The organism is Rhodococcus sp. 14-2496-1d, assembly GCF_002259365.1.
Lineage (GTDB): Bacteria > Actinomycetota > Actinomycetes > Mycobacteriales > Mycobacteriaceae > Rhodococcoides.
Genome location: NZ_NPFV01000007.1, coordinates 22,848 through 44,746, shown reverse-complemented (window position 1 = coordinate 44,746; position 21,899 = coordinate 22,848). Strand labels below are relative to the sequence as shown.

The window sequence follows — 21,899 nt, the reverse complement described above, 5'->3', positions numbered from 1 at the left end:
CGACATGCCCACCCACTCCTTTCACGATCGGGAATCCACAGTGCACCCAGTCATCGAGCACAACGCTGACTTCGTACCGTTCGACCGGGGCCGCGCCCGAACGTACCTCGACGCCGGACTCTGGCGCGAGACAACACTTCCCGACGTGTTCACCTCGTGGGTGCACCGCTTCGGCTCCGGACGCGCGGTAGTGGACGAATCCGAGGAGCTGACGTACGACGAGCTGTATTCGCGAGTACGAACGACCGCAGCAGGGTTTGCCGACCGCGGCATCAGGCCGGGGGATCGAGTGGTGGTGCAACTACCCAATTCGGTGTCGTTCGCGGTCGTACTGCTGGCGTTGCTCGAGTGCGGCGCGGTCCCGGTACTGACTCTCCCCGCACATCGCCGACGCGAAATCATCCATCTGGCAGCCACATCGAAGGCCGTGGCGTACGTGATCGCCGACCGGGACGGACAGTTCGACTACCGTGCGCTCGCCGACGAGACAGTGGCGGCGGTACCGAGCATTCGGGACGTCTTCGTCGATGGATCGTGCGGCTCGCACAGTCCGTTGTCCGAGGTCGTCGGTACGCCACGGGATTTTCCGCGCGCGTCCCCTGCGGATATCGCGGTGCTGTTGGTATCCGGCGGAACGACGGGTCTGCCGAAGTTGATTCCGCGTACCCACAACGACTACGAGTACAACGCACGGGCCAGCGCGCAGGTCTGTGAGCTGACGGCCGAGGACGTGTACCTCGCGGTTCTGCCTGCCGCGCACAACTTTCCGCTGGCCTGTCCTGGTCTGCTCGGTGCTCTCGGGGTCGGAGCAACAGTGGTGTTCTCCCGTACCCCCAGTCCCGATCAGGTGTTCGCGGTGATCGAGCGGCATCGGGTCACGGTCACCGCGGTGGTTCCGACGTTGACACATCTGTGGTGCGAGGCGACGGACTGGGAAGAGGCGGACCTGTCCAGCCTGCGCTTGTTGCAGGTCGGGGGAGCGAAGCTGACACCCGAGATCGCCAAGATCGTCGAACCGTCGCTCGGGTGCCGGTTGCAGCAGGTGTTCGGGATGGCCGAGGGGCTCTTGAACTACACACGGACCGACGACGCACCGGAGCTGGTGATCGGCACCCAGGGACGTCCCCTGTGCGAGCACGACGAGATCCGGATCGTCGACGCCGACGGTCACGACGTCCCGGCAGGGCAGACGGGCGAGCTGCTCACCCGCGGCCCGTACACCATCAACGGCTACTACGCTGCGGCAGAGCACAATACGACGGCCATCACCCCCGACGGTTTCTACCGCAGCGGAGATCAGGTTCGACGATTGCCTTCCGGTCACCTGGTCGTCACCGGCCGGATCAAGGACGTCATCACCCGCAACGGGGAGAACGTCGCGGCCGACGAGCTCGAGGATCTCCTGCTCACCCATCCCGGAGTTGCCCGAGCTGCGGTGATCGGAGTACCCGATCCCGATGTGGGAGAGAGCATCTGCGCCGTGATCGTGCCGAACGACAGTGCTCGGAACGACGGCGCTGGAAACGACAGCGCTCCGACCGTCGCCGAGGTGCGAGCATTCCTCACGGCCGCAGGCTGCTCGGGGTTCAAGCTGCCCGACCGTGTGGTGACCCGACCGTCGCTGCCCGTGACGGCAATCGGCAAAGTGGACAAGTCCTTGCTCGTCACGCAATCCTCCGAACGGCAGGCGACTCGATGAAGGCGACCGATCTCGACGACATCAAGCGCCGGTTGCTGGCGGATCGGCTCCGGCGCGCCCGAGGTGGCGAGACCGCCGAGATCGAGCGCGGTCCTCTCGCCGACCTCGAATCGACCGAATTCGGTTCGCTGAAAGCACGATTCGGCTCCGTCGAAGATGTATGGCCGTTGTCTGCGCTGCAGCTCGGGCTGGTCTATCAGGTCGGCGTGGATGCGGACGCCACCGAGCTCTACACCGTTCGTACCGTGGTCGAGGTGAACCGGGTTCTGGACGGCGACAGGGTTCGTCGTGCTCTGCAGTCGGTGGTCGACTCCACTGCGGCGCTGCGCACGGCATTCGTCACTCCCGACGGCGGCATGCCGGTGCAAGTGGTTCTGTCGACGGTGCAGGCACCGTTGACGGTGGTGGACCTCGGTAGCTGCTCGGCGAGCGAGATCGACCAAGAGTGGAACCGGATACTCGCCGACGACCGGCAGCGGTCGTTCGACATCGCTGCGCCGCCACTGTTCCGGGTCACGCTCGTGCACTTTCCCGACGGTGTCGATCACCTGTTGACGACCTATTGGTTCGGGTGTTTCGACGGCGGGTCCTCGGCGTTGTTGGTCTCGCGTGTCCTGGAACAGTACGACGGCGCGAGCCCGAACCTCGATCACGGCTACCGGGAGTATCTGCGCTGGTTGGCCTCTCGCGACCGGGTCGAGTCCGAGCGGGCATGGCAGCGCTGGTTCGGCGATGTCGACACGCCCACGCTGGTGGCCGAATCGGGTCAGGGCGGCGACGAGGCTCCTCGACGCGTCGAACGGAGACTGTCGCAGGCGGTCTCCGGACGACTGGATTCGATTGCGCGCGAATCCGGGTCGACGCTCTTCACCGTGTTGGCGGCCGTGTGGGCCGGCGTGCTCATGCGCATATCCGGTCGGTCCGACGTGGTGTTCGGTACCGCCGTTGCCGGGCGCCCGATGGAGGTGCCGGGCTCGGAGCATGCCATCGGCGCGTTCATCAGTACCGTTCCCCTCCGGGTCACGGCAGGCGGATCCGACACCGTCGCGAGCATCGCTGCGCGAGTGCAGGATCAGCGCCTGGATCTGATGGCACACGACACCCTCGGTCTCGGCGGAATTCAGAAGGCGATCGGTGCCGGTGCGCTGTTCGACACCCTGCTGGTGCTGCGCAACGCGGCCGGTCCTGCAGTCGGCACCGGTGCTCCGTCGGAGCATCGGGTACGACACGTCTCGACCGTCGACGGCTCGGAGTTCCCGGTGTCGATTGCCGTCGACCCGGGTAGCGAGCTGAACCTGTCGGTGACGTACCTGCCCGACTCGGTGGACGACGATCGCGCAGGGTATCTGCTCGAGTCCTTCGAGAACGCTCTGAAAACCGTTGCCGAGCAGCCCGATCTGCCGATATCGCAGTGGCCGGCACCGGCCACCGAATCGGTGAGCATCGTGGACAACGGTTTCGACGACAGGCTCGAGCGCCTGGGAGATTCCACGATCGCCGAGTTGCTCGCCGACCGGGCCGCATCCGTGCCCGACGCGACCGCGCTGGTGTTCGGGGCCGAACGAGTGACGTTCGGAGACTTGGACGCGCGCGTCGGTGCGTGCGCACGGGCACTCCTGCGCCGAGGTGCCGGTCCGGAACGCATCGTCGCCCTCGCGCTGCCGCGGTCGGTGGAGATGGTGGTGGCGCTGTTCGCGGTACTGCGCACCGGCTCGGCCTATCTGCCCCTCGAACTCGACTATCCGAGCGATCGCCTCGACCTGATGTTGGCCGACGCGCGGCCCGCGATCCTGGTGACGACCACCGAGACGCAGGCCCGAGGACTGACGACCGACGCCACCGAGATGATCGTCGACGATCCCGCCGTGGCAGCCGAATTGGCGGAACGCATCGAGCCGTTGGAGTTCGACTCGGGGCCGTTCGCGCCCGGGACACCCGGCCGCCTCGAGCACCCGGCCTACGTCATCTACACCTCGGGCTCGACCGGCACGCCCAAAGGCGTCGTCACCCCGTACCGGGGTCTGACGAACATGCAGATCAACCACCGAGACGAGATCTTCGTTCCGACCATCGCCGCGGCCGGGGATCGGACGCTGCGGATCGCGCACACCGTTTCGTTCTCCTTCGACATGTCGTGGGAAGAGCTGCTGTGGCTCGTCGAAGGCCACGAGGTGCATGTCTGCGACGAGGAATTACGCCGTGACGGTGAAGCATTGGCGCGATACTGCGAGCAGAACCTGATCGACGTGGTGAACGTGACGCCCACGTACGCCGGGCACCTGCTGGACCTGGGATTGCTGAACGAGCACGACGGACATCGGATTCCGCTGGTGCTCCTCGGCGGGGAAGCGGTGCCCGATTCGTTGTGGCAGCAGCTCGGCGGTGTCGGCTACAACCTCTACGGACCTACCGAGTACACGATCAATGCGCTCGGTGCAGGTACCCGAGACAGTGACACCCCGTCGATCGGTGCACCGATCCTCGGAACCCGCGCGTACGTTCTGGATCAGTGGCTACGTCCCGTCCCCGTGGGATCTGTCGGTGAGCTGCATCTGTCGGGTGTGGGTCTGGCCCGCGGTTACCTGCACCGATACGCGCAGACGGCAACCAGTTTCGTCGCCGATCCCTGGTCGCCGGGCGAGCGGATGTACCGCACCGGCGATCTGGTGCGGATCAGGCCCGATGGCCTGTTCGACTATCTGGGCCGTGCCGACGACCAGGTCAAGATCCGCGGCTATCGCGTGGAGACCGCGGAAGTCGAGCGGGCAGTGACGAACTGCGACGCGGTTGCCGGTGCGGTGGTGCGAGCGGTGGAGATCGGCGCGGGTACCCGGGCGCTCGCCGCGTACGTGGTTCCCCGCGATACCGCTGCGGGCGAGGACCATTCCGCGTTGTTCGGATCCATTCGGGACGAGCTCGCGGCCGTCCTGCCGGAGTACATGGTGCCCACGCTGTTCGCCGCTCTGGATCGCGTTCCGATGACGATCAACGGCAAGCTCGACGTACGAGCTCTGCCCGCCGTCGACGCCGCGGGCGGCGGTACGTTCGTGCCGCCGCGAACACCGGTGGAGACGATGTTGTGCGAGATCGTCGAGGCGGTTCTCGGGGTCGGCCGGGTGGGTATCGACGACGATTTCTTCGCCCTCGGCGGTGACAGCATCACCTCCCTCGCCGTGGCATCGCGGGCGCGCAAGGCCTCGATACCGCTGGCACCGCGTGAGGTGATGCGCAACCGAACAGTGCGGATGTTCGGTGCGGAGCTCGTCACCGACGACTCCGCCCGGCCTGCGGTCTCTGCTGCGGCGGTCACCGTGGATCTGTCCCAGGACGAGCTCGACGAATTCGAAAGCAGTATCTGAGTGACCGAGACGACGACCGATACCGCGGCCGCTTCGCAATCCAAGATCGCCGCTGTCCTCCCGCTGACGGCGCTGCAGACCGGCATGTACCTGCAGTCGAGTCTTGCTGCGGCGACACAGGACCCGTACCTGTCGCAGACAGTGCTCGACCTGTCTGCTCCGGTGGATCGCGGCCGTCTCACCCGCGCCCTCGAACATCTGCTCGAGCGTCATCCGAACATCAAAGCGCAGCTGCGCCAGCGCCGTAACGGCGACCTGGTGTGGGTGGTTCCGCGCGCATCGACACCGGAACCGACACCTGTCGTCGGAGAGTGGAACGATCATCTGGGCCGCGACAGGTCCGCCGGATTCGCGTTCTTCGAAGGTCCGTTGATCCGATTCGCGTACTCCACCGATCCTCGGTCGCCACGGGTACTGATCACCTACCATCACGCCTTGATGGACGGATGGTCCGAGGCCATCTTCGTTCGTGAATTGATCGCCCTCTACACATCGGTGGAGTCGGCTGCTCTGCCCCCTGCTCCGGACTTTTCCGACTACCTGGCCTGGACGGCCGGTCAGGATCGTGATGCGGCGCTGGCGCGGTGGGCGAAGTATCTCGACGGCTTCGATTCTCCGACCCTGATCGCAGACGGCGCACCGTCACAGGCGAATTCATCCTCCCGTATCGATCTCGACATCGACGACCGGCTGGGACGACGCGTCGCCGACTACGCGCGGAGCCGCGGAGTGACCACGAACGTGGTGGTGCAGGTGGCGTGGGCGTCGATGCTGGCAGCTCGCACCGGAGCAGTCGACGTGTCGTTCGGAATGGCGAGCTCCATCAGGCCGTTCGATCTGGACGGGGCCGAGGCGATGGTCGGTCTGCTGCTCAACACCGTGCCCGTGCGGCTTCGGTTCGATTCGACGTCGGCGGTCGCAGAGGTGGTCGACAGCCTACAGGCAGACCATCTCGACCTGGACGAGCACCGATTCCTCGGCCTGTCCGACATCGCCGGAACCATTGGTGGCGGTGAATTGTTCGACACCATCGTCGTGTACCAGAACTATCCGGCACCGGTCCCGAATGCGAGCGAGGCGGCCGTCGAGCACCCCGTCGTGGACGAGGTCACGGTACTGGGCGCGCACATGAGTTTTCCGATGGCTCTGATCGTCGGGCCCGACCCGACGCTGTGGGCATTCGTCCTGCACGACGACGCAGCCGTCGATCATCGTTCGGCCACGGTGTGCGCCGAGACCTTCGTCGAGATGCTGGACCGACTGACGAGCCGTCCGGACGTCGATGTGCCGCAGCTCTTGTCGGCCCCGGACGGCCAGGGATACAGCATCGGGCCACACCGGTCGGTGCCGACGCTGGAAGCGGCCCTTGCAGAGAGGTTCGCGCGGTCGAGCGAGGACATCGCGCTGGTGGTCGGCGACAATGAGACGACGTATGGCCGACTCCGGACTCGGGTGTCCGAGGTGTCGGCGCTCCTGCGCGCCCACGGCGTCGGGACCGAGAGCCGTGTCGCTATCGCCCTCGGCAGGGGTACGGACATGGTGGCCGCGCTGCTGGCGACCATCGACGTGGGTGCGGTGTTCGTTCCCATCGACATTCGCTACCCGCGCGAGCGTATCGACCACCTGTTGTCGGATTCGTGCCACGACATCCTGTTGGTCGACGACGCCACACCTGCCGCGCTGGCCGAACTCGAGACCGCGACGAGAACCCGTTCGAGTTCGGCTACGGGGGCGGTGGAAGAACCCTTCGCCCTGAGCATTCCGGGCGACTGCGGGGCATATCTCGTCTACACCTCGGGTTCGACAGGTACACCCAAGGGTGTGCTCGGCTCGAGGAACGCGCTCGCCAATCGCCTGCACTGGGCGACCGAGCGATGGGGCGGACCCACGAGTCGGATTGCCAAGAGCTCGCTGTCGTTCATCGACGGGGCCACGGAACTGCTCACCGGAATCCTCGCGGGTCAACGAGTGGTGTTGGCGCAGGACCACGAGTACGCCGACGCGGGCGCGTTGGCTGCGCTCCTCGATCGATCCGGTGCCGAGCAGATCACCGCCGTGGGGTCACTCGCTGCGGCATTGGCAACCACCTCGACGCCGGAATGCCGTTCGCTGACCGGTTGGATACTCAGCGGAGAGCCGTTGACCAGCAGCACGATCGACGCCATCGGACACGCCACGCCCCACGCCTCGGTACACAACTCCTACGGCTCGTCCGAGGTGGCCGGGGACGTCGCGGTGCATCGCGTCGCAGGTGATCCGACGGTCATCGGAACGGCAGTGAACAACACGGTCCTCGGGTTGCTCGACGGCCGCTTGCTCCCGGTACGGACGGGCGTCGGCGGCGACATCTACGTCTCGGGAGCCCAACTTGCCCGCGGGTACGCCGGCAGGCCTGCGGACACCGCGGCTCGCTTCGTCGCGGACCCTCGCGTCGACGGTGGGCGAATGTATCGCACCGGTGACCGCGCCCGCATCGTCGACGACGGAGCGCTGGAATTCCTGGGACGCGACGACAGGCAGGTCAAGGTCCGGGGACATCGCGTCGAGCTCGGTGAGGTCGAGAACCTCACGGCCGACAGCGAATCCGTGAACGAATGCGCGGTGGTGGCGGTGACGGACAGCGCAGGCGCGACCGTGCTCGTTGCTTACCTGACCCCCGAGAGTGTCGATACCGCGGCAGTACGCGACGCTCTGCGCGCCCGTGTACCCGACTACCTGGTGCCGACGTTCTGGGTGCCGCTCGACCGACTGCCGAACACTCCCAACGGCAAGACGGACCGGATCGCTCTGGTACAGAGAGGAATTCCGGACAGCGAACCCAGCCGCTCACGTGCAGCTGCCACCGACGACGAGCGTTGCCTCGTCGGCCTTTTCGTCGACGCCACTCGTGCGGGTGCCGAGTCCATCGGCGTCGACGACGACTTCTTCGCACTCGGCGGCGACAGCATCACCGCCATCACGCTCGTGTATCACGCGCGGGGAGCCGGGTTGGCCATCACCACGGCGGACGTTTTCGAATGCCGTACCGTCTCCGGACTCGTCCGACGAGCCCGACAGGCCGAATGTGCCGTCGGCGCAGCGGAACCCGACAGCACTACCCCGTTGCTCGATGCAGACGATCTGGCCGAACTGAGCCGACTCGGTGTCGACGCCGATCTCGCACGTCCGGCGACTCCGCTGCAGCAGGGTCTGGCATTCCAGTCCGTTGCCGCCGGGGACGGCGTCGCGGAGATCTACGTCATCGCCACCGAGTTCGAGGTGCGCGGCGAGCTACGCACCGATCGACTCGACGCCGCGCTGGACGCGCTGTTCGATCGTCATCCTGCTCTGCGCTCACGCTTTCTCACGCTGAGTACGGGGACCACCGTCGCCGTCCGTGATGCGGGTCGGGTGCAGGTCGTCAGGCACGCGGTGGACGATCCGGATTCGTACTCGGCGCGCGCATCGGTGCTCGAGGATCGCCGTACCTTCGATATCGAGCACGATCCGCTCGTGCGAGTTCTCGTGCTGGACTGCGGAGAACAGCTGCACCGTGTGGTGCTGACCGTGCACCATCTGCTCGTCGACGGGTGGTCCATGGGGACCGTCGGCACCGAGTTGTTCATGCTGTACCGAGGCCGAGATCTACCGGCTCCGGCTCCGTTCGACGACTACCTGCAGTGGCTGTCGCGTCGGGACGACTCGTCGATCGATGTATGGCGCGAGGCGCTCGGCCCGGACGTCGCTCCCACGACCATCGCGCCGTCCGCACCGCTGACCTCGAACGACCGGTCCGAGGTTCGGGAGATCGAGATCGGCTGGGATGCCGACGACACTGCTCGCCTCACCGACTCCGCCCGTCGGCGATCGGTGACGGCGAGCGAGCTGATCAATGCGGCATGGGCCGTGGTTCTGTCGTCCTTCACCGACAGCGAATCGGTCGTGTTCGGGTCGACGGTATCCGGCCGCCCGACGGACCTGGACCGTGTCGGGGACATGGTCGGGTTGTTCATCAACACCATCCCGGTGCGCGCCGCGGTCGGTCGCGATGCCACCCTGTCGTCGATTCTCGCGGGCCTGCGCGAGTTCTCCATCGCCGTTGCCGCGCATCATCACGTCGGCCTGTCGGACATCCAGAAGGCAGTCGGCCGGGGGACACTGTTCGACACCCTCGTGGTGTTCGAGAACTTCGCCACCGCCGAAACGAACGGTATCGACTCGGAGGACTTCTCGGTCTCGGTCGCCCGGTTCCATACGGTGACTCATTACCCACTGACGTTGACGGTGTTCCCCGGCGAAAGACTGCGGCTGGTGCTCGAATACCGCAGCGACGCCGTGTCGGCGGAGCGCGCACATGCGGTGGCGCCGGCCATGACGGCAGTGCTTCGAACGTTCGCCGAGCCGGGCGACCCGCCCATCGCGTCGGTGTCCCTCGTGGACGAGTCGACGGCGGCTCGGCTGACCTCGGAGTGCGCCGGCATCGAGCGCGCCTACCCTGACGGAACAATGGTCGACTTGTTCACCGATCGTGTTGCGCAGCAGCCCGATTCGATCGCTGTTCAGGACGACACCACGGTGTGGACGTTCGCGGAGTTGGATCGCGTGTCCAATCGAATTGCACGATCGCTCATCGGATCCGGAATCGGCGCCGAGGACATCGTGGCCGTCGAGGCCCCGCGCACGGCGACGACGATGGCAGCGATCCTCGGCGTGATGAAGTCGGGGGCTGCCTACCTGCCGATGGATCCGAACTGGCCGGTCGAGCGTACTCGCCAGATCCTCGACGAAGCACAGCCGGTGGTTACGGTGACCACGGATTCCGTTGCGGCGCTGCAGCCGTCGTCCACGGATTCCGTCGCCGTGACCGATGCGGAGCGTCGGGCATCGTTGCATCCCGATCATCCGGTGTACACGATCTACACCTCCGGTACGACGGGTGTGCCCAAGGGCGTTCTGGTCTCGCATCGAGGCCTGGCCAATCTGTACCACTCGCACCGCGAGAACGTGCACACTCCGGCGATCGCTCGCGCGGGCAGGCCCACACTGAACGTTGCGCACGCGTGGTCGATGGCCTTCGACGCGTCCTGGCAACCGCAGCTGTGGCTGTTCGGCGGTCACACACTTCATCTGATCGATCCGGGGACCGTCCTCGACCCGGTGGAACTGGCAGCCCGGCTGACGGAGCTGTCGGCGGACTTCGTCGAGGTCGTGCCGTCGTTGCTCGAGCAGATGATGCGAGTGGGATCGATCGACACGCTGTCCACGGTCGGGGTCGGCGGAGAAGCGGTATCTGCGGACTTGTGGAATCGACTGCGCACCAGTGAAACCCTGGTGGCCTACAACTTCTACGGCCCGACCGAGGCGACGGTGGATGCGGTGTACACCTCCACCGAACTGGTGAGCGAGCCGGTGATCGGTAGGCCGGTGACCAACATGCGGGCATATGTGCTGGACCGCAATCTGCGGCTGGTCCCGCCCGGCGTGCTCGGCGAGCTCTACCTGGCCGGTCCCGGAGTCGCGCGGGGCTACCGGCACGCACCGGGGCGTACGGCTCACCGCTTCGTTGCCGATCCCTTCGCTGCGGACGGCACGCGGTTGTACCGGACCGGAGATCTCGTGGCGTGGACCGAGAACGCTGCGCTGCGATACGGCGGCCGCTCGGACGATCAGGTCAAGATTCGTGGCCACCGAGTGGAGGTGGGGGAGGTCGAGGCTCGATTGCGCGACCTCGACGCAGTCGCCGACGCGCGAGTGGTGGTCCGAGGTGCCGATACCGGGAACGCCACGCTCGCCGGGTATCTGGTTGCGGCGTCGGATCGCGAGCTCGACACGAATCTTGCCCGTGCCCGGTTGCGGGCTCTGCTGCCGTCGTACATGGTGCCGGCGTCACTGACCGTGCTCGATGCTTTTCCGCTGTTGCCGAACGGCAAGGTCGATGCCTCCGCGTTGCCCGAGCCCGTGTTCTCGATACGGACCGGGCGTGCTCCACGTACCGATGCCGAGCGGCGGATCTGCGCTGCCGTGGCCGAGGTGTTGCACCTGCCCCAGGTCGGTGCCGACGACGATTTCTTCGATCTGGGCGGCGACAGCATCATGGCGATGGAGCTGTCCGCGAGGCTCCGATCGGCCGGCGTCGGGGTGTCACCGCGGCACATCGTGTCGCTCCGCACGCCGGAAACCATTGCAGGTCAGCTCGAGTCGAGCGAACCGTCGAACGCAACCCCTGCTGTCGGCCCCTACGGGGACGTTCCGCTGACACCGATCGTCCGGTGGATGGACGCACTCGACGGGCCCATCGACGAGATCTCGCAGGCGGTGTTGCTCGATGCTCCGGCGTCGCTCACCGAGGACTCGCTGACGCAGCTCCTCGTCCGCCTCGTTGCTCGGCATCCGATTCTGCATTCTCGATTCCAGCGGAGCCCGGGTTCGGAGTCCGGCTTCACGGTGTTGCCGGACGGCACCGCCGATGTGACCGAGTGGATTCGCATCGAGGATTGCGACGGAACGACCGAGTCCGAGCCGGCGGATCGGGTCGCTGCCGAATCACGTTCTGCACGTGCGCGGTTGAATCCGGCCGCGGCGAGGATGGTCGATGTCGTGTGGCTGCGGCACGGACGCGATCCCGCGTCGTCGGGAGAGCTGCTGATCACGCTGCATCACCTCGTGGTCGACGGAGTGAGTTGGCGGATACTGTTGCCCGATCTGGTCGGTTGCTGGACGCAGGCCGCCGTCGAGCGAAACCCCGTCGGTCCGTCGATGCGGCAGTGGGCGTACGAGATGCGCAGTCTCGCAGACTCGCCCGAGGTGCTCGCCGATCTCGACTACTGGGCGAGCATCGGTGACGGAGCGGCGCAGATTCCGTCGACGCGGCCACTCGACCCGTCGATCGACACCGGTGCCCGCGTGCGTACCACTCTCTTCGCCCTGTCGGAGGACGAGAGTGCAGGGCTGATATCGGCGGCTCGTACTCACCTCGGAGTCTCCGTCGAACACCTGCTGTTGGCGACTTTCGCTGCGGCAGCGGCACACTGGACGAATCCCGATGCGGTGGACCCGCAGTCGTTCGTCGTCGATGTCGAAGGTCACGGACGCTCGGGAGTGGCCTCCGACCGAGTGGACGGCTCGGCCGTGGTCGGATGGCTCACTGCGGTGTTCCCGCTCCGTCTGACCGCGAAGCCTCGGGATCACCGCACCTTGACCGCGCACGAGGGGAATCTCCCTGCGGCAGAGTCCGTTCTGCGTGAACTGACAACCGCCGCCAAGGCGTCCAGGGACTCGGTGCCGGGAGATGGATCGACCTATGGACTGTTGCGGTGGATGGGCGGCGACGCCGGCGAGACTCTGCGCGGAACACCCGGTGCAGACATCGAATTCAACTACCTAGGTCGTTTCGACGCGACAACCGACGGGCCGTTCGGTGCCAGTCGGCTGCGCAGCAGCCTCGACTCGACCCCCGGGGTGAACACCCCCTGCGGCTACGCGTTGATCGTGGACAGTTACATCCACGACCTCCGTGGCTCGTCCGTGCTGGGTGTGACGATGAGCTGGCCGGAGGGGGTGCTGTCCGGTGTCGAGGAACTCGCAGGGCTGTGGCACGACGCGTTGTCGGCCACGTGCCGAATACTCACTGCTGATGCTCCTAGTGAGGCAAGGGTTACCTCATAAGTGTTACCTTGTCAGTCGCCTCACCCGGTCGGGTGTTGGACGCCGAAGCGCGTGGTCGAGTCGAGAGGTACCGAGCAACGATGAAGGTTCGTACGAAGTGGATGAGGAGCGCCGCGTCGATCGCGCTCGCCGGAGGGCTGACCATCGCCCTCGCCGCCGGGTGCAGCGGTAGTACCGACGAGGCACCCACAGCCGAATCCACGACTGCTGCGCAGGAATCGGCATTCCCGGTCACCATCGATTCCGCACTCGGATCCGCGACGATCCCCGAGGCACCCGAGCGGATCGCCACCTGGGGTTGGTCCAACCAGGACGCCATTCTCGCCCTCGGTGTCGTGCCCGTCGCCATGCCGACCTTCGACGGCGCTCAGTACGGAGCGGACGACCGCGGCATTCTGCAGTGGGACGCGAAGGCGCTCGCCGACCTGGGCGGCGAAACACCCACGCTGCTCTCCGGTGACGGAACCGGCGCGGTCCCGGTCGAGCAGTTCGCCGCCGCCGCCCCCGATCTCATCTTCGCCCCGTACTCGGGACTGACCCAGGAGGAGTTCGACCAGCTCTCCGACATCGCGCCGGTCGTCGCGTACCCGGACGAGCAGTGGACCACCTCGTGGGAGGACCAGCTGACCATCGCGGGCAAGGCCCTGGGCAAGGAGAAGGAGGCCGCCGATCTGGTGTCCGGAGTCGAGGGTTCCATCGCCGACGCGGCTGCGAAATATCCGGCGCTGAAGGGTAAGACGGTCACCATCGCGCTGCCCAACGCGCCCGGCACGTTCGCCGTCAGCAAGGACGACGACGTGCGCGTCGAGTTCCTCGAACAGCTCGGTCTGGTCAACGAGCCCACTATCCAGGAGGCCGACCCGGTCGAGGATCCCGATGCCGTGTACTTCGAGCTCAGCCTCGAGCAGGCCTCGCTGCTGAAGTCGGATGTGTTGTTCGTCGTCGCCTACGACAAGGAATCGCTGGGTGCCTTCCTCGTCGAACCGGCCGTGGCCTCGCAGCCCGTGCTGGCGCAGGGGCGCACTGCATCGACCGAGAACCTCAGTGCAGACAAGAACTTCGCGTTCGGCGGCCTGACGGTGCTCACCATTCCGTACATCCTCGATGACGTGGCATCGGCGCTGAACACCGCCGCCGAGAACGTCCAGGGCTGATCCGAGCGCAGGCCCACCCGACGCACCGCAGACGTGCATTCATCCGAGAAGGAGCGTGTTTCACCGTGGCAAGGTCCCACCGACTTCAGGTCGTCTTTCCCGAAGTCATCCGTACGGCCACCGTGATCGACACGCGGCAACTCGGTCCTGGAATGCGCAGGATCGTGTTGGGTGGGCCGCAGCTGCGTGAGTTCACGCGTGACGGATTCGAGTTCCCGGCGCTGCGCAGTGAGGGATTCGACGATTTCGTTCGCCTGTTCTTTCCTCTCGACGACATGGGCACGATGGCGCTGCCCGTCCAGCACGAGCGCACGGTGGAGTGGCCGCGCGACCCGCGGCCGGTTACTCGCAACTACACCGTGCGCAGCGTCGATACCGACAGTGCGGAACTGACGCTCGATTTCGTCACCCACGACACCGGAATTGCATCGACGTGGGGGCGTCGCTGCTCGGTGGGTGACTCCATCCCGCTGCTCGGTCCGGTGCGGTCGGGTCATGCACCCGCCGAGGTGGATTGGGTGTTGCTCGTCGGCGACGAGACAGCGTTGCCTGCCGTTGCTCGCTATCTCGACGAGGCCGCGGCTGGGGAGCGAATCCGGGTGTTCGTCGAGGTGGCCGACGCCGAGCGAGAACTACCGCTGCCGACGGCCGCCGACGCCGAGATCACCTGGCTCCACCGCGACGGCGCAGTTGCAGGCACCGGGGATCTGCTCGAAACGGCCGTGCGCAGAGCGCCCTGGTGGGACGGAACCGTGTTCGCCTGGGTCGCAGGCGAATCCACAGCCCTCAAGGGCATCAGGCGATACCTGCGGGAGGATCGCGCCCTACCGCCCGAAATGGTCGAGGTCACCGGATACTGGCGTCGCGCAGAGGTTCTCACTCGCACGGACGATCCGGAAGTTCCCGATCTGACCGCCCGCGAATCCGAGCCGTTCGACAGGCTCGCCGAACGTGCGGAGTTGTTCTCGCCCTTCGCAATCAGAGCGGCCAACACCTTGCGCATCCCGCTGCATGTCTCGCGCGGCGTACGCACCGTTGGTGAGCTGGCGACGGTCACCGGCACCGACGTGCGAGCCTTGGCAAAATTCGTCCGCTATCTGCGGGCCGTCGACGTGCTCGGCGAGGACTCGGACGGCGGTGTGGTCCTCGCCGATATCGGTGAGGCCATGCTCGGTGACGACTGGATCTCGCATTGGCTGGATCTCGAGGGAATCGAGGCGCGAGTGGAACTGTCGATCACCGGCCTCGTGGAGAGCCTGCGCACCGGCGGTGCCAGCGCCAGCCTGCTCACCGGCAGGACGTTGAGTGAGGACCTCGCAGGTTCGTCCCGGCTGACCGAACTGCATCACAACCACATCGCCGACGAGGCTGCGTTCCTCGGTCCGGCCCTCGTGCAGGACTATTCGTTCGACGACGTGTCGACGCTGGCGGTGACCGGTGCGGCCTCCGGTGTGGTGCTCGGCTCGATCCTGACGGCCCACGACGCGATATCGGCAACCGTTCTCGGATTGCCGAGCGAGCTCGACCTCGTCCGACGTGATCTGCAGACGAGGCCGGAACTTCCGGCGCGCGTGACCGAGTGCGCTCAGAGCGTCGTGTCCGAACCGCGTACGACCCCGGCCGGTGGATTCGACGCGTATCTGTTGCTCGAGGTCACCGGGCACTACCGCGACGACGATCTGGCGTTGCTGCTGGCGAGTGCCGCATCGGGCGTCTCCGAGAGCGGCAAACTGATTGTGGTGGAACGGCTGTCGGACGAGCAGTCGATCAACGAGGACCAGGCCGAGTTCGATCTGCTGATGCTGTGCATGCACGGCAGCGGAGTGCGAACCAGAGCCGAGTTCGACTCGGTGGCAGCCGCGGCGGGACTGACGGTGACCGCGTCTCGACTGGTCGGTTGGGGCATCGCCGTACTCGACCTGCGGCGTGCGTCCGAAGCCGTTGTGCGCGAGGCCTAGTTAGGTTAGCGTTGCCTACTGAAGGCGCGCGGCGATGCTCTCGGCATGTCGGTTGCGCGCGATGCGCGGTCTCGGACCGATTCACCGTCAGGAGTGCACATACACATGACCGTTGTCGAAGAAACGGCGTCGGGCACGGCCGATACGACCATCCTGCAGCGCGGGTTGCAGACGGTGGTCACGTTGGCCGAGTCCGGCTTGTTCGACGAGTACGTCGTGTACGAGGACAGAGGACGCTGGGTGTTCGCGGGTGGCGTGGTCGCTCGCATCGTCCTGCAACCGGATGTCGTCACGACAACGTGGGGGAGCGGGGCACCGACGGTGCGTCGGTGGTCCGGCAACCCGGCGGCGGCGTTGCGTGAGGCCTGCGACGGTCTCACTCGCGAATCCTGGAATGCGTACGGCTACGTCGGATTCGGGTTCGCAGCCCACCTGCACGACGCCGTCGCCGAGTCCGAGTCCGACGAGGTGCTCGCCCATTTGGTCGTGCCGCGAGTCGAGGTCCGATTCGGACATGACTGCGACGATATCGAGGTCACCGGGACCGAGGAGGACCGCGCCGCGGTGTTCGCCGTACTCACCGCCGCCTCCGTCGACGAGCCACCGACGGTCCACCCGCTCGATGTCGGCGGCGACCTCGACGACTATCGCGGTCGGGTGGCGCAAGCTGTTGCAGAGATTCACCGAGGTGAGTACGCCAAGGTCATTCTCTCTCGCACGGTGCGTATTCCGTTCGATCTGGACATGCCCGGTACCTACCGGGCGGGGCGAGCAGCGAACACTCCGGCTCGCTCGTTCCTTTTGCACCTCGGTGACCTACGTGCCTCGGGTTTCAGCCCGGAGCTGGTTGCGTCCGTCGACGCACGTGGTGTGGTCACCACCGAACCGTTGGCAGGCACGCGGGCCTTCGGCTTGGGTTCCGATGCCGACTCCGCAGCGAAATCCGATCTCGAGCAGGATCCCAAGGAGATCACCGAACACGCTGTGTCCGTTCGTACCTCGTTCGAGGAGCTGGAATCGATCGCACGACCCGGGTCGACCGCCGTGTCGGACTTCATGAGTGTGCGAGAGCGCGGAAGCGTCCAGCACCTCGCGTCGACCGTGCGGGCACGTCTGCGTGACGACCTGTCCTGCTGGGACGCTTTCGGGGCACTGTTCCCGGCCGTCACGGCATCGGGCATTCCCAAACGTGAGGCCATCGAGGCGATAGGGCGGCTCGACGACCCGCCTCGCGGCCTGTACTCCGGGGCCGTCGTGAAGGCGTCGTCCGCGGGGGAACTCGAAGCGGCGCTGGTGCTTCGAGCTGTGTACGAACAGCGCGGATCGGCATGGCTGCGTGCCGGTGCCGGCATCGTCGGCCAGTCGACTCCCGATCGTGAATTCGACGAAACCTGCGAGAAACTCGGCAGCGTCGCCCCGTATCTCGTCCGTAAGAAGGAGGAAGACGCCTGATGCATCGCACCATGTTGGGTGGAAAGATCCACCGCGCCACTGTCACTCACGCCGACCTGCACTACGTCGGTTCGATCACCATCGACTCCACTTTGATGCACGCCGCCGACCTGATCGAGGGCGAACAGGTTCACGTCGTCGACATCACCAACGGAGCGCGCCTGGTGACGTATGTGATCGAAGGGCACCCCGGTTCCGGTGTCATCGGAATCAACGGCGCAGCAGCGCATCTGGTGTCTCCAGGTGATCTGGTGATCATCATGTCGTTCCGACAGGTGGAAGACTCCGAGCTGTCCTCGCACACCCCGTCGGTGGTGCACGTCGATTCTGCCAACGAGATCGTCGCTCTCGGAGTCGACCCGTCCGAGCCGGTTCCGGGTGCCGTCGATCAGATGTCGGGGGCGAGCGTTCGATGACGTCGCACGAGAACTACGACATCGTCGGCGTCGGATTCGGGCCCTCCAATCTGGGACTGGCCATCGCGATCGAGGAGCACAACCGAACCTGCGCTCCCACAGAACGGTTGACGGCCTGCTTCGTCGAGTCCAAGGACGAGTTCGCCTGGCACCCCGGCATGTTGTTGCCGGGGACGACGATGCAGATCTCGTTTCTCAAGGACCTGGCGACCCAGCGCAACGCAGGCAGCGAGTACACCTTTCTGGCGTACCTGTCGGAGCACGGTCGACTCAATCACTTCATCAACCTGCAGACGTTCTTCCCCAGCAGGCTCGAATTCCACGACTACCTGACGTGGGCCGCCGGAAAGGTCGACGCGACGGTGCACTACGGCACCCGGGCAGTGGACGTCGTCGACACCGGTGACGGTTACGGCGTCCGAACCGAGGGACGACGAACCGGGACCGTGCGGGGTCGCAACATCGTGCTCGCCGGCGGTTTGACGGCCACCCTGCCGGACGGGGTGACGGCGTCGGCGCGGCAGTTCCACAACCACGATCTCCTCGGGCACCTGGACCGCCTGCCGTCGCGGACGCATCGCACGTTCGTCGTCGTCGGTGCCGGGCAGAGCGCGGCCGAGGTGGTGGACTACCTGCACTCGTCGTACGGCGATTCCTCCGTGCACGCGGTGCTCCGCAAGTACGGGTACAGCCCCGCCGACGACAGCCCCTATGCCAATCGCATCTTCGATCCGACGGCCGTCGACGACTTCTATTCGTCGTCCCACACGCTGCGCGAGCAGCTGCTGCAGTATCACCGCGGTACCAACTACTCCGCCGTCGACCTGCCCCTGATCGAGGAGCTGTACTCGCGCGAGTACGCGGAGCGGGTCAGCGGGCAGCGCAGGCTGTTCGTGCACGGAGCATCTCGAGTGGTCGACGCCGTCGAGGAGCCGTCCGGCGTCCGGGTCGCCGTCGAGCACGGCCCGACGGGTCTGGCCGAGGACATACTGTGCGACGCTGTCGTCTATGCCACCGGCTTCACGTCCCTCGATCTACCCGAGATCCTCGGTCCGCTGTTCGACGCCGTCGAATACGACTCCCGCGGTCCTCGCGTGACGCGGGACTACCGACTCGTGACGCGCGAACCGAGTGCGGGTTCGATCTACCTGCAGGGCGGTACCGAGCACACGCACGGTCTGACCTCGTCGTTGCTGTCGAACATCGCTGTTCGCAGCGGTGAGATCGTGAAGTCCGCAGTGAGCGCGAGGGTGCGATCGGTGGTGTGAATCGGGTGAGTGCGAGCGTGGGCGACGAGCCGGAACAGCGAGATGTTCCGGCCGAAGTCGGTGGTCTCGCTCGCACCGATGCGCGTCGGGCCGCAGGGTTGTTCGTCGTCCTGGGTGTTCTGGCAGCGCTGTGCTTGGTGAGCATTTCGGTGGGCACCGAGTACATCCCGATCGGTCGGGTGTGGCACGGGCTGCTACACGCCGACGGATCCACCGAATCCGTGATCGTCCGCGAACTGCGGCTTCCGCGTACGGTTCTGGGTTTGCTCGTCGGACTCGCCCTCGGGGTCGCCGGTGCGCTGATTCAGGCGATGACGCGAAATCCGCTGGCCGACCCGGGAATTCTCGGCGTCAACGCCGGGGCCGCGTTCTTCGTCGCGATCGCCGTCGGCGTGTTCGGTTTCACCGGAATCGGCTCGTACATCTGGTTCGCGTTCGCCGGGGCGGTGTTCGCAACGATCGTGGTGTACGCGCTGGGGTCACTGGGGCGCGCCGGAGCCACTCCGATTCGCTTGACGCTCTCCGGAATTGCGCTCGGTGCGGTACTGGGCGGCGTCACCTCGGGCATGCTGCTGCTCGATCCGGATGCCTTCGACAGGATGAGGTTCTGGGGCGCGGGGTCGTTGGCCGGTCGAGGCCTGGACATCGCGTCCGAGGTTGCCCCGTTCATCGCGCTCGGAGTCTTTCTGGCGGCCCTGATCGCTCGTCCCCTCAATGCGATATCGCTCGGCGACGATCTGGCCCGGTCACTGGGAGCGAACGTGGTTCGGACGCGAATCGTCGGCGTCGTCGCTGTGACTCTGCTCGCCGGAGCCGCGACGGCGGCGGCCGGGCCCATCGGATTCGTCGGACTGATGATCCCGCACATGGTGCGTTGGATCGTCGGACCGGACCAGCGTTGGATTCTGATCTACACGGTGTTCGCGGCACCGGGATTGCTGCTGCTCTCGGACGTGGTCGGCCGCATCGTCATCAGGCCGGGGGAGCTGCAGGTCGGTATCGTCACCGCGTTCGTCGGCGCACCGGTGCTGATCGTGCTGGTTCGCCGGAAGAAGGCGAGCGGACTGTGATCGGTGAGCAACGCGGCGGCAACATCGATTTCGGCCGAAAGTTGTGGGTCGTGCGAGTGCGGGATCGAGTGGACGGCCGCATCGGCATCCGAACGGTGGGCGTCTGCGCGGCCCTGTTTGCCGTGACGGCGGTGGTCTCCATCGTCGCCGTCGGTACCGGCGACCTCTACATTCCGCCGAACGAGGTGCTCGCCGCAGTGTTCGGCGATGCGCCACGCCTGACCGAGATCGTGGTGATGGAGTGGCGGTTTCCCCGAGTGGCACTGGCCTTCCTGTTCGGTGCCGCCCTCGGTGTATCGGGCGCGGTCTTTCAATCCTTGACGCGAAATCCGTTGGGCAGCCCGGACATCATCGGGTTCGGTACCGGTTCCTACACCGGCGCGCTCGTCGTCATCCTCACTCTCGGTGGTGGCTACTACCGGACCGGAGCAGGCGCGCTCGTCGGCGGACTCGCAACGGCCGCCGTGGTCTACCTGCTCGCGTACCGGCGCGGGGTGCAGGGCTTTCGGTTGATCATCGTCGGGATCGCGGTCAGCGCCGTGCTGGCCTCCGTCAACACCTGGCTGGTGATCAGGGCCGATCTGGACGACGCCATCGCGGCCGCCGTGTGGGGTGCGGGCACCCTGAACGGGCTGGGGTGGTCGCAGGTAGGGCCTGTACTGGCAGTGTCGGTCGTCATCGCGTCGTGCTCGGCGGTGCTCTCGCGTCGGCTGCCGATGCTGGAGATGGGGGACGACGCGGCGAGGGCGCTCGGCGTGCGCGCCGAGCCGACCCGTCTGATGCTGGTGTTTCTGGGTGTCGCGTTGATCGCGATGGTCACCGCGGCCGCGGGACCCATCTCCTTCATCGCGCTCGCCGCGCCGCAGTTGGCTCGCCGCCTCACCGGCACCTCGTCGGTGGCGCTGATGCCTGCCGCGTGCATGGGAGCGCTGCTGCTGGTCGTGAGCGACGTTGTCGCGCAGCGCGTGTTCGCTCCCACCCAGCTGCCGGTGGGTGTGGTGACCGTATCGGTCGGCGGCGCATACTTCGTGTGGTTGTTGGCGCGGGAAGGCAGGAAGCAGTGACGAAGCCTCGATTGCACACCGACGAGATCACGGTCGGATACGACAGCAACGTCATCAGCGAGAACCTGACCGTCGAGATTCCCGACGGCAAGTTCACCGTCGTCGTGGGACCGAATGCCTGTGGTAAGTCGACTCTGCTGCGGGCGCTCTCGCGGCTGCTGAAGCCGACGCACGGAACCGTTCTGCTGGACGGGAAGGCGATCTCGTCGTATCCCGCGAAAGAAGTTGCCCGACGCCTCGGCCTGCTTCCGCAGACCTCCATCGCGCCCGACGGGATCTCGGTGGCCGATCTCGTTGCGCGGGGCCGTTATCCGCATCAGAAGTTGATCCGGCAGTGGTCGGCGGTGGACGAGGCTGCGGTGATCGAGGCCATGAACGCAACGGCAGTGACATCGCTGTCGGCTCGTCCGGTGGACGAACTGTCCGGCGGACAGCAGCAACGCGTCTGGGTGGCAATGGTTCTGGCGCAGCAGACACCGCTGCTGCTGTTGGACGAACCGACCACCTTTCTCGACATCGCCCACCAGATCGAACTGCTCGACCTGTTGGCCACTCTGAACCGCGAGAACGGCCGCACTCTCGTCGCCGTGCTGCACGACCTCAACCACGCCTGCCGGTACGCCGACCACATCATCGCGATGAAGGACGGCGCAGTGGTCACCGAGGGCGCGCCCGCCGACGTCGTCACCGCCGAGCTGGTCGAGGCGGTCTTCGGGCTGCCGTGCCGCATCATCGACGATCCGGAATCGCACACTCCGCTGGTGATCCCCAAGGTGGTCGGTCGCAGGCTAGGCAAGGCTTAGTTTAAAGTTGAG

Annotated in this window: 11 protein-coding genes; all 11 read left to right on the top strand. The window is 66.2% G+C overall.

The features are described from left to right. The first annotated feature begins 4 nt into the window (after window positions 1-4). The 11 genes from CH296_RS04395 (at window position 5) to CH296_RS04345 (ending at window position 21,887) form a co-directional block, all read left to right on the top strand. Window positions 5-1,699, top strand: a complete 1,695-nt coding sequence (locus CH296_RS04395; protein ID WP_179277625.1) for an AMP-binding protein — start codon at window positions 5-7, stop codon at window positions 1,697-1,699. Continuing rightward, entirely contained in the window at window positions 1,696-5,058 is a 3,363-nt protein-coding gene (locus CH296_RS04390) for a non-ribosomal peptide synthetase (RefSeq protein ID WP_094630432.1), read from the top strand. The genes CH296_RS04395 and CH296_RS04390 overlap by 4 nt, the downstream gene beginning before the upstream one ends. Beyond that, complete coding sequence (locus CH296_RS04385) at window positions 5,059-12,702, top strand: non-ribosomal peptide synthetase (protein ID WP_094684111.1); 7,644 nt, start codon at window positions 5,059-5,061, stop codon at window positions 12,700-12,702. It begins immediately after the preceding gene. 80 nt (window positions 12,703-12,782) lie between these two features. Beyond that, window positions 12,783-13,856, top strand: a complete 1,074-nt coding sequence (locus tag CH296_RS04380) for an ABC transporter substrate-binding protein (protein WP_254924184.1) — start codon at window positions 12,783-12,785, stop codon at window positions 13,854-13,856. A gap of 65 nt (window positions 13,857-13,921) precedes the next feature. Next, window positions 13,922-15,814: a siderophore-interacting protein gene (locus CH296_RS04375; RefSeq protein WP_094630449.1), complete on the top strand. Its 1,893-nt coding sequence runs from the start codon at window positions 13,922-13,924 to the stop codon at window positions 15,812-15,814. Window positions 15,815-15,919: 105 nt separating this feature from the next. Then, window positions 15,920-17,266 (top strand): salicylate synthase, encoded by a 1,347-nt coding sequence (locus tag CH296_RS04370; protein ID WP_094630435.1) that lies wholly within the window; start codon window positions 15,920-15,922, stop codon window positions 17,264-17,266. Continuing rightward, on the top strand, window positions 17,266-17,682 hold the full coding sequence (gene panD, locus CH296_RS04365) for an aspartate 1-decarboxylase (RefSeq protein ID WP_032395938.1): 417 nt from the start codon (window positions 17,266-17,268) through the stop codon (window positions 17,680-17,682). The genes CH296_RS04370 and panD overlap by 1 nt, the downstream gene beginning before the upstream one ends. Next, window positions 17,679-18,950 (top strand): lysine N(6)-hydroxylase/L-ornithine N(5)-oxygenase family protein, encoded by a 1,272-nt coding sequence (locus CH296_RS04360; protein WP_045196691.1) that lies wholly within the window; start codon window positions 17,679-17,681, stop codon window positions 18,948-18,950. The genes panD and CH296_RS04360 overlap by 4 nt, the downstream gene beginning before the upstream one ends. Before the next feature lie 5 nt (window positions 18,951-18,955). Continuing rightward, a complete protein-coding gene (locus CH296_RS04355; RefSeq protein ID WP_094630650.1) occupies window positions 18,956-20,020 on the top strand; it encodes an iron chelate uptake ABC transporter family permease subunit in 1,065 nt (354 codons plus the stop codon). Beyond that, a complete protein-coding gene (locus CH296_RS04350; protein WP_094645841.1) occupies window positions 20,020-21,084 on the top strand; it encodes an iron chelate uptake ABC transporter family permease subunit in 1,065 nt (354 codons plus the stop codon). Before CH296_RS04355 ends, CH296_RS04350 begins: the two co-directional genes overlap by 1 nt. Further along, entirely contained in the window at window positions 21,081-21,887 is an 807-nt protein-coding gene (locus CH296_RS04345; protein WP_094630436.1) for an ABC transporter ATP-binding protein, read from the top strand. The genes CH296_RS04350 and CH296_RS04345 overlap by 4 nt, the downstream gene beginning before the upstream one ends. The last annotated feature ends 12 nt before the right edge of the window (window positions 21,888-21,899 follow it).

Coding starts and splice junctions, on each gene's coding strand:
- CH296_RS04370 (WP_094630435.1), top strand. CDS start 15,920: ATGACCGTTGTCGAAGAAACGGCGTCGGGCACGGCCGATACGACCATC.
- CH296_RS04360 (WP_045196691.1), top strand. CDS start 17,679: ATGACGTCGCACGAGAACTACGACATCGTCGGCGTCGGATTCGGGCCC.
- panD (WP_032395938.1), top strand. CDS start 17,266: ATGCATCGCACCATGTTGGGTGGAAAGATCCACCGCGCCACTGTCACT.
- CH296_RS04395 (WP_179277625.1), top strand. CDS start 5: ATGCCCACCCACTCCTTTCACGATCGGGAATCCACAGTGCACCCAGTC.
- CH296_RS04380 (WP_254924184.1), top strand. CDS start 12,783: ATGAAGGTTCGTACGAAGTGGATGAGGAGCGCCGCGTCGATCGCGCTC.
- CH296_RS04390 (WP_094630432.1), top strand. CDS start 1,696: ATGAAGGCGACCGATCTCGACGACATCAAGCGCCGGTTGCTGGCGGAT.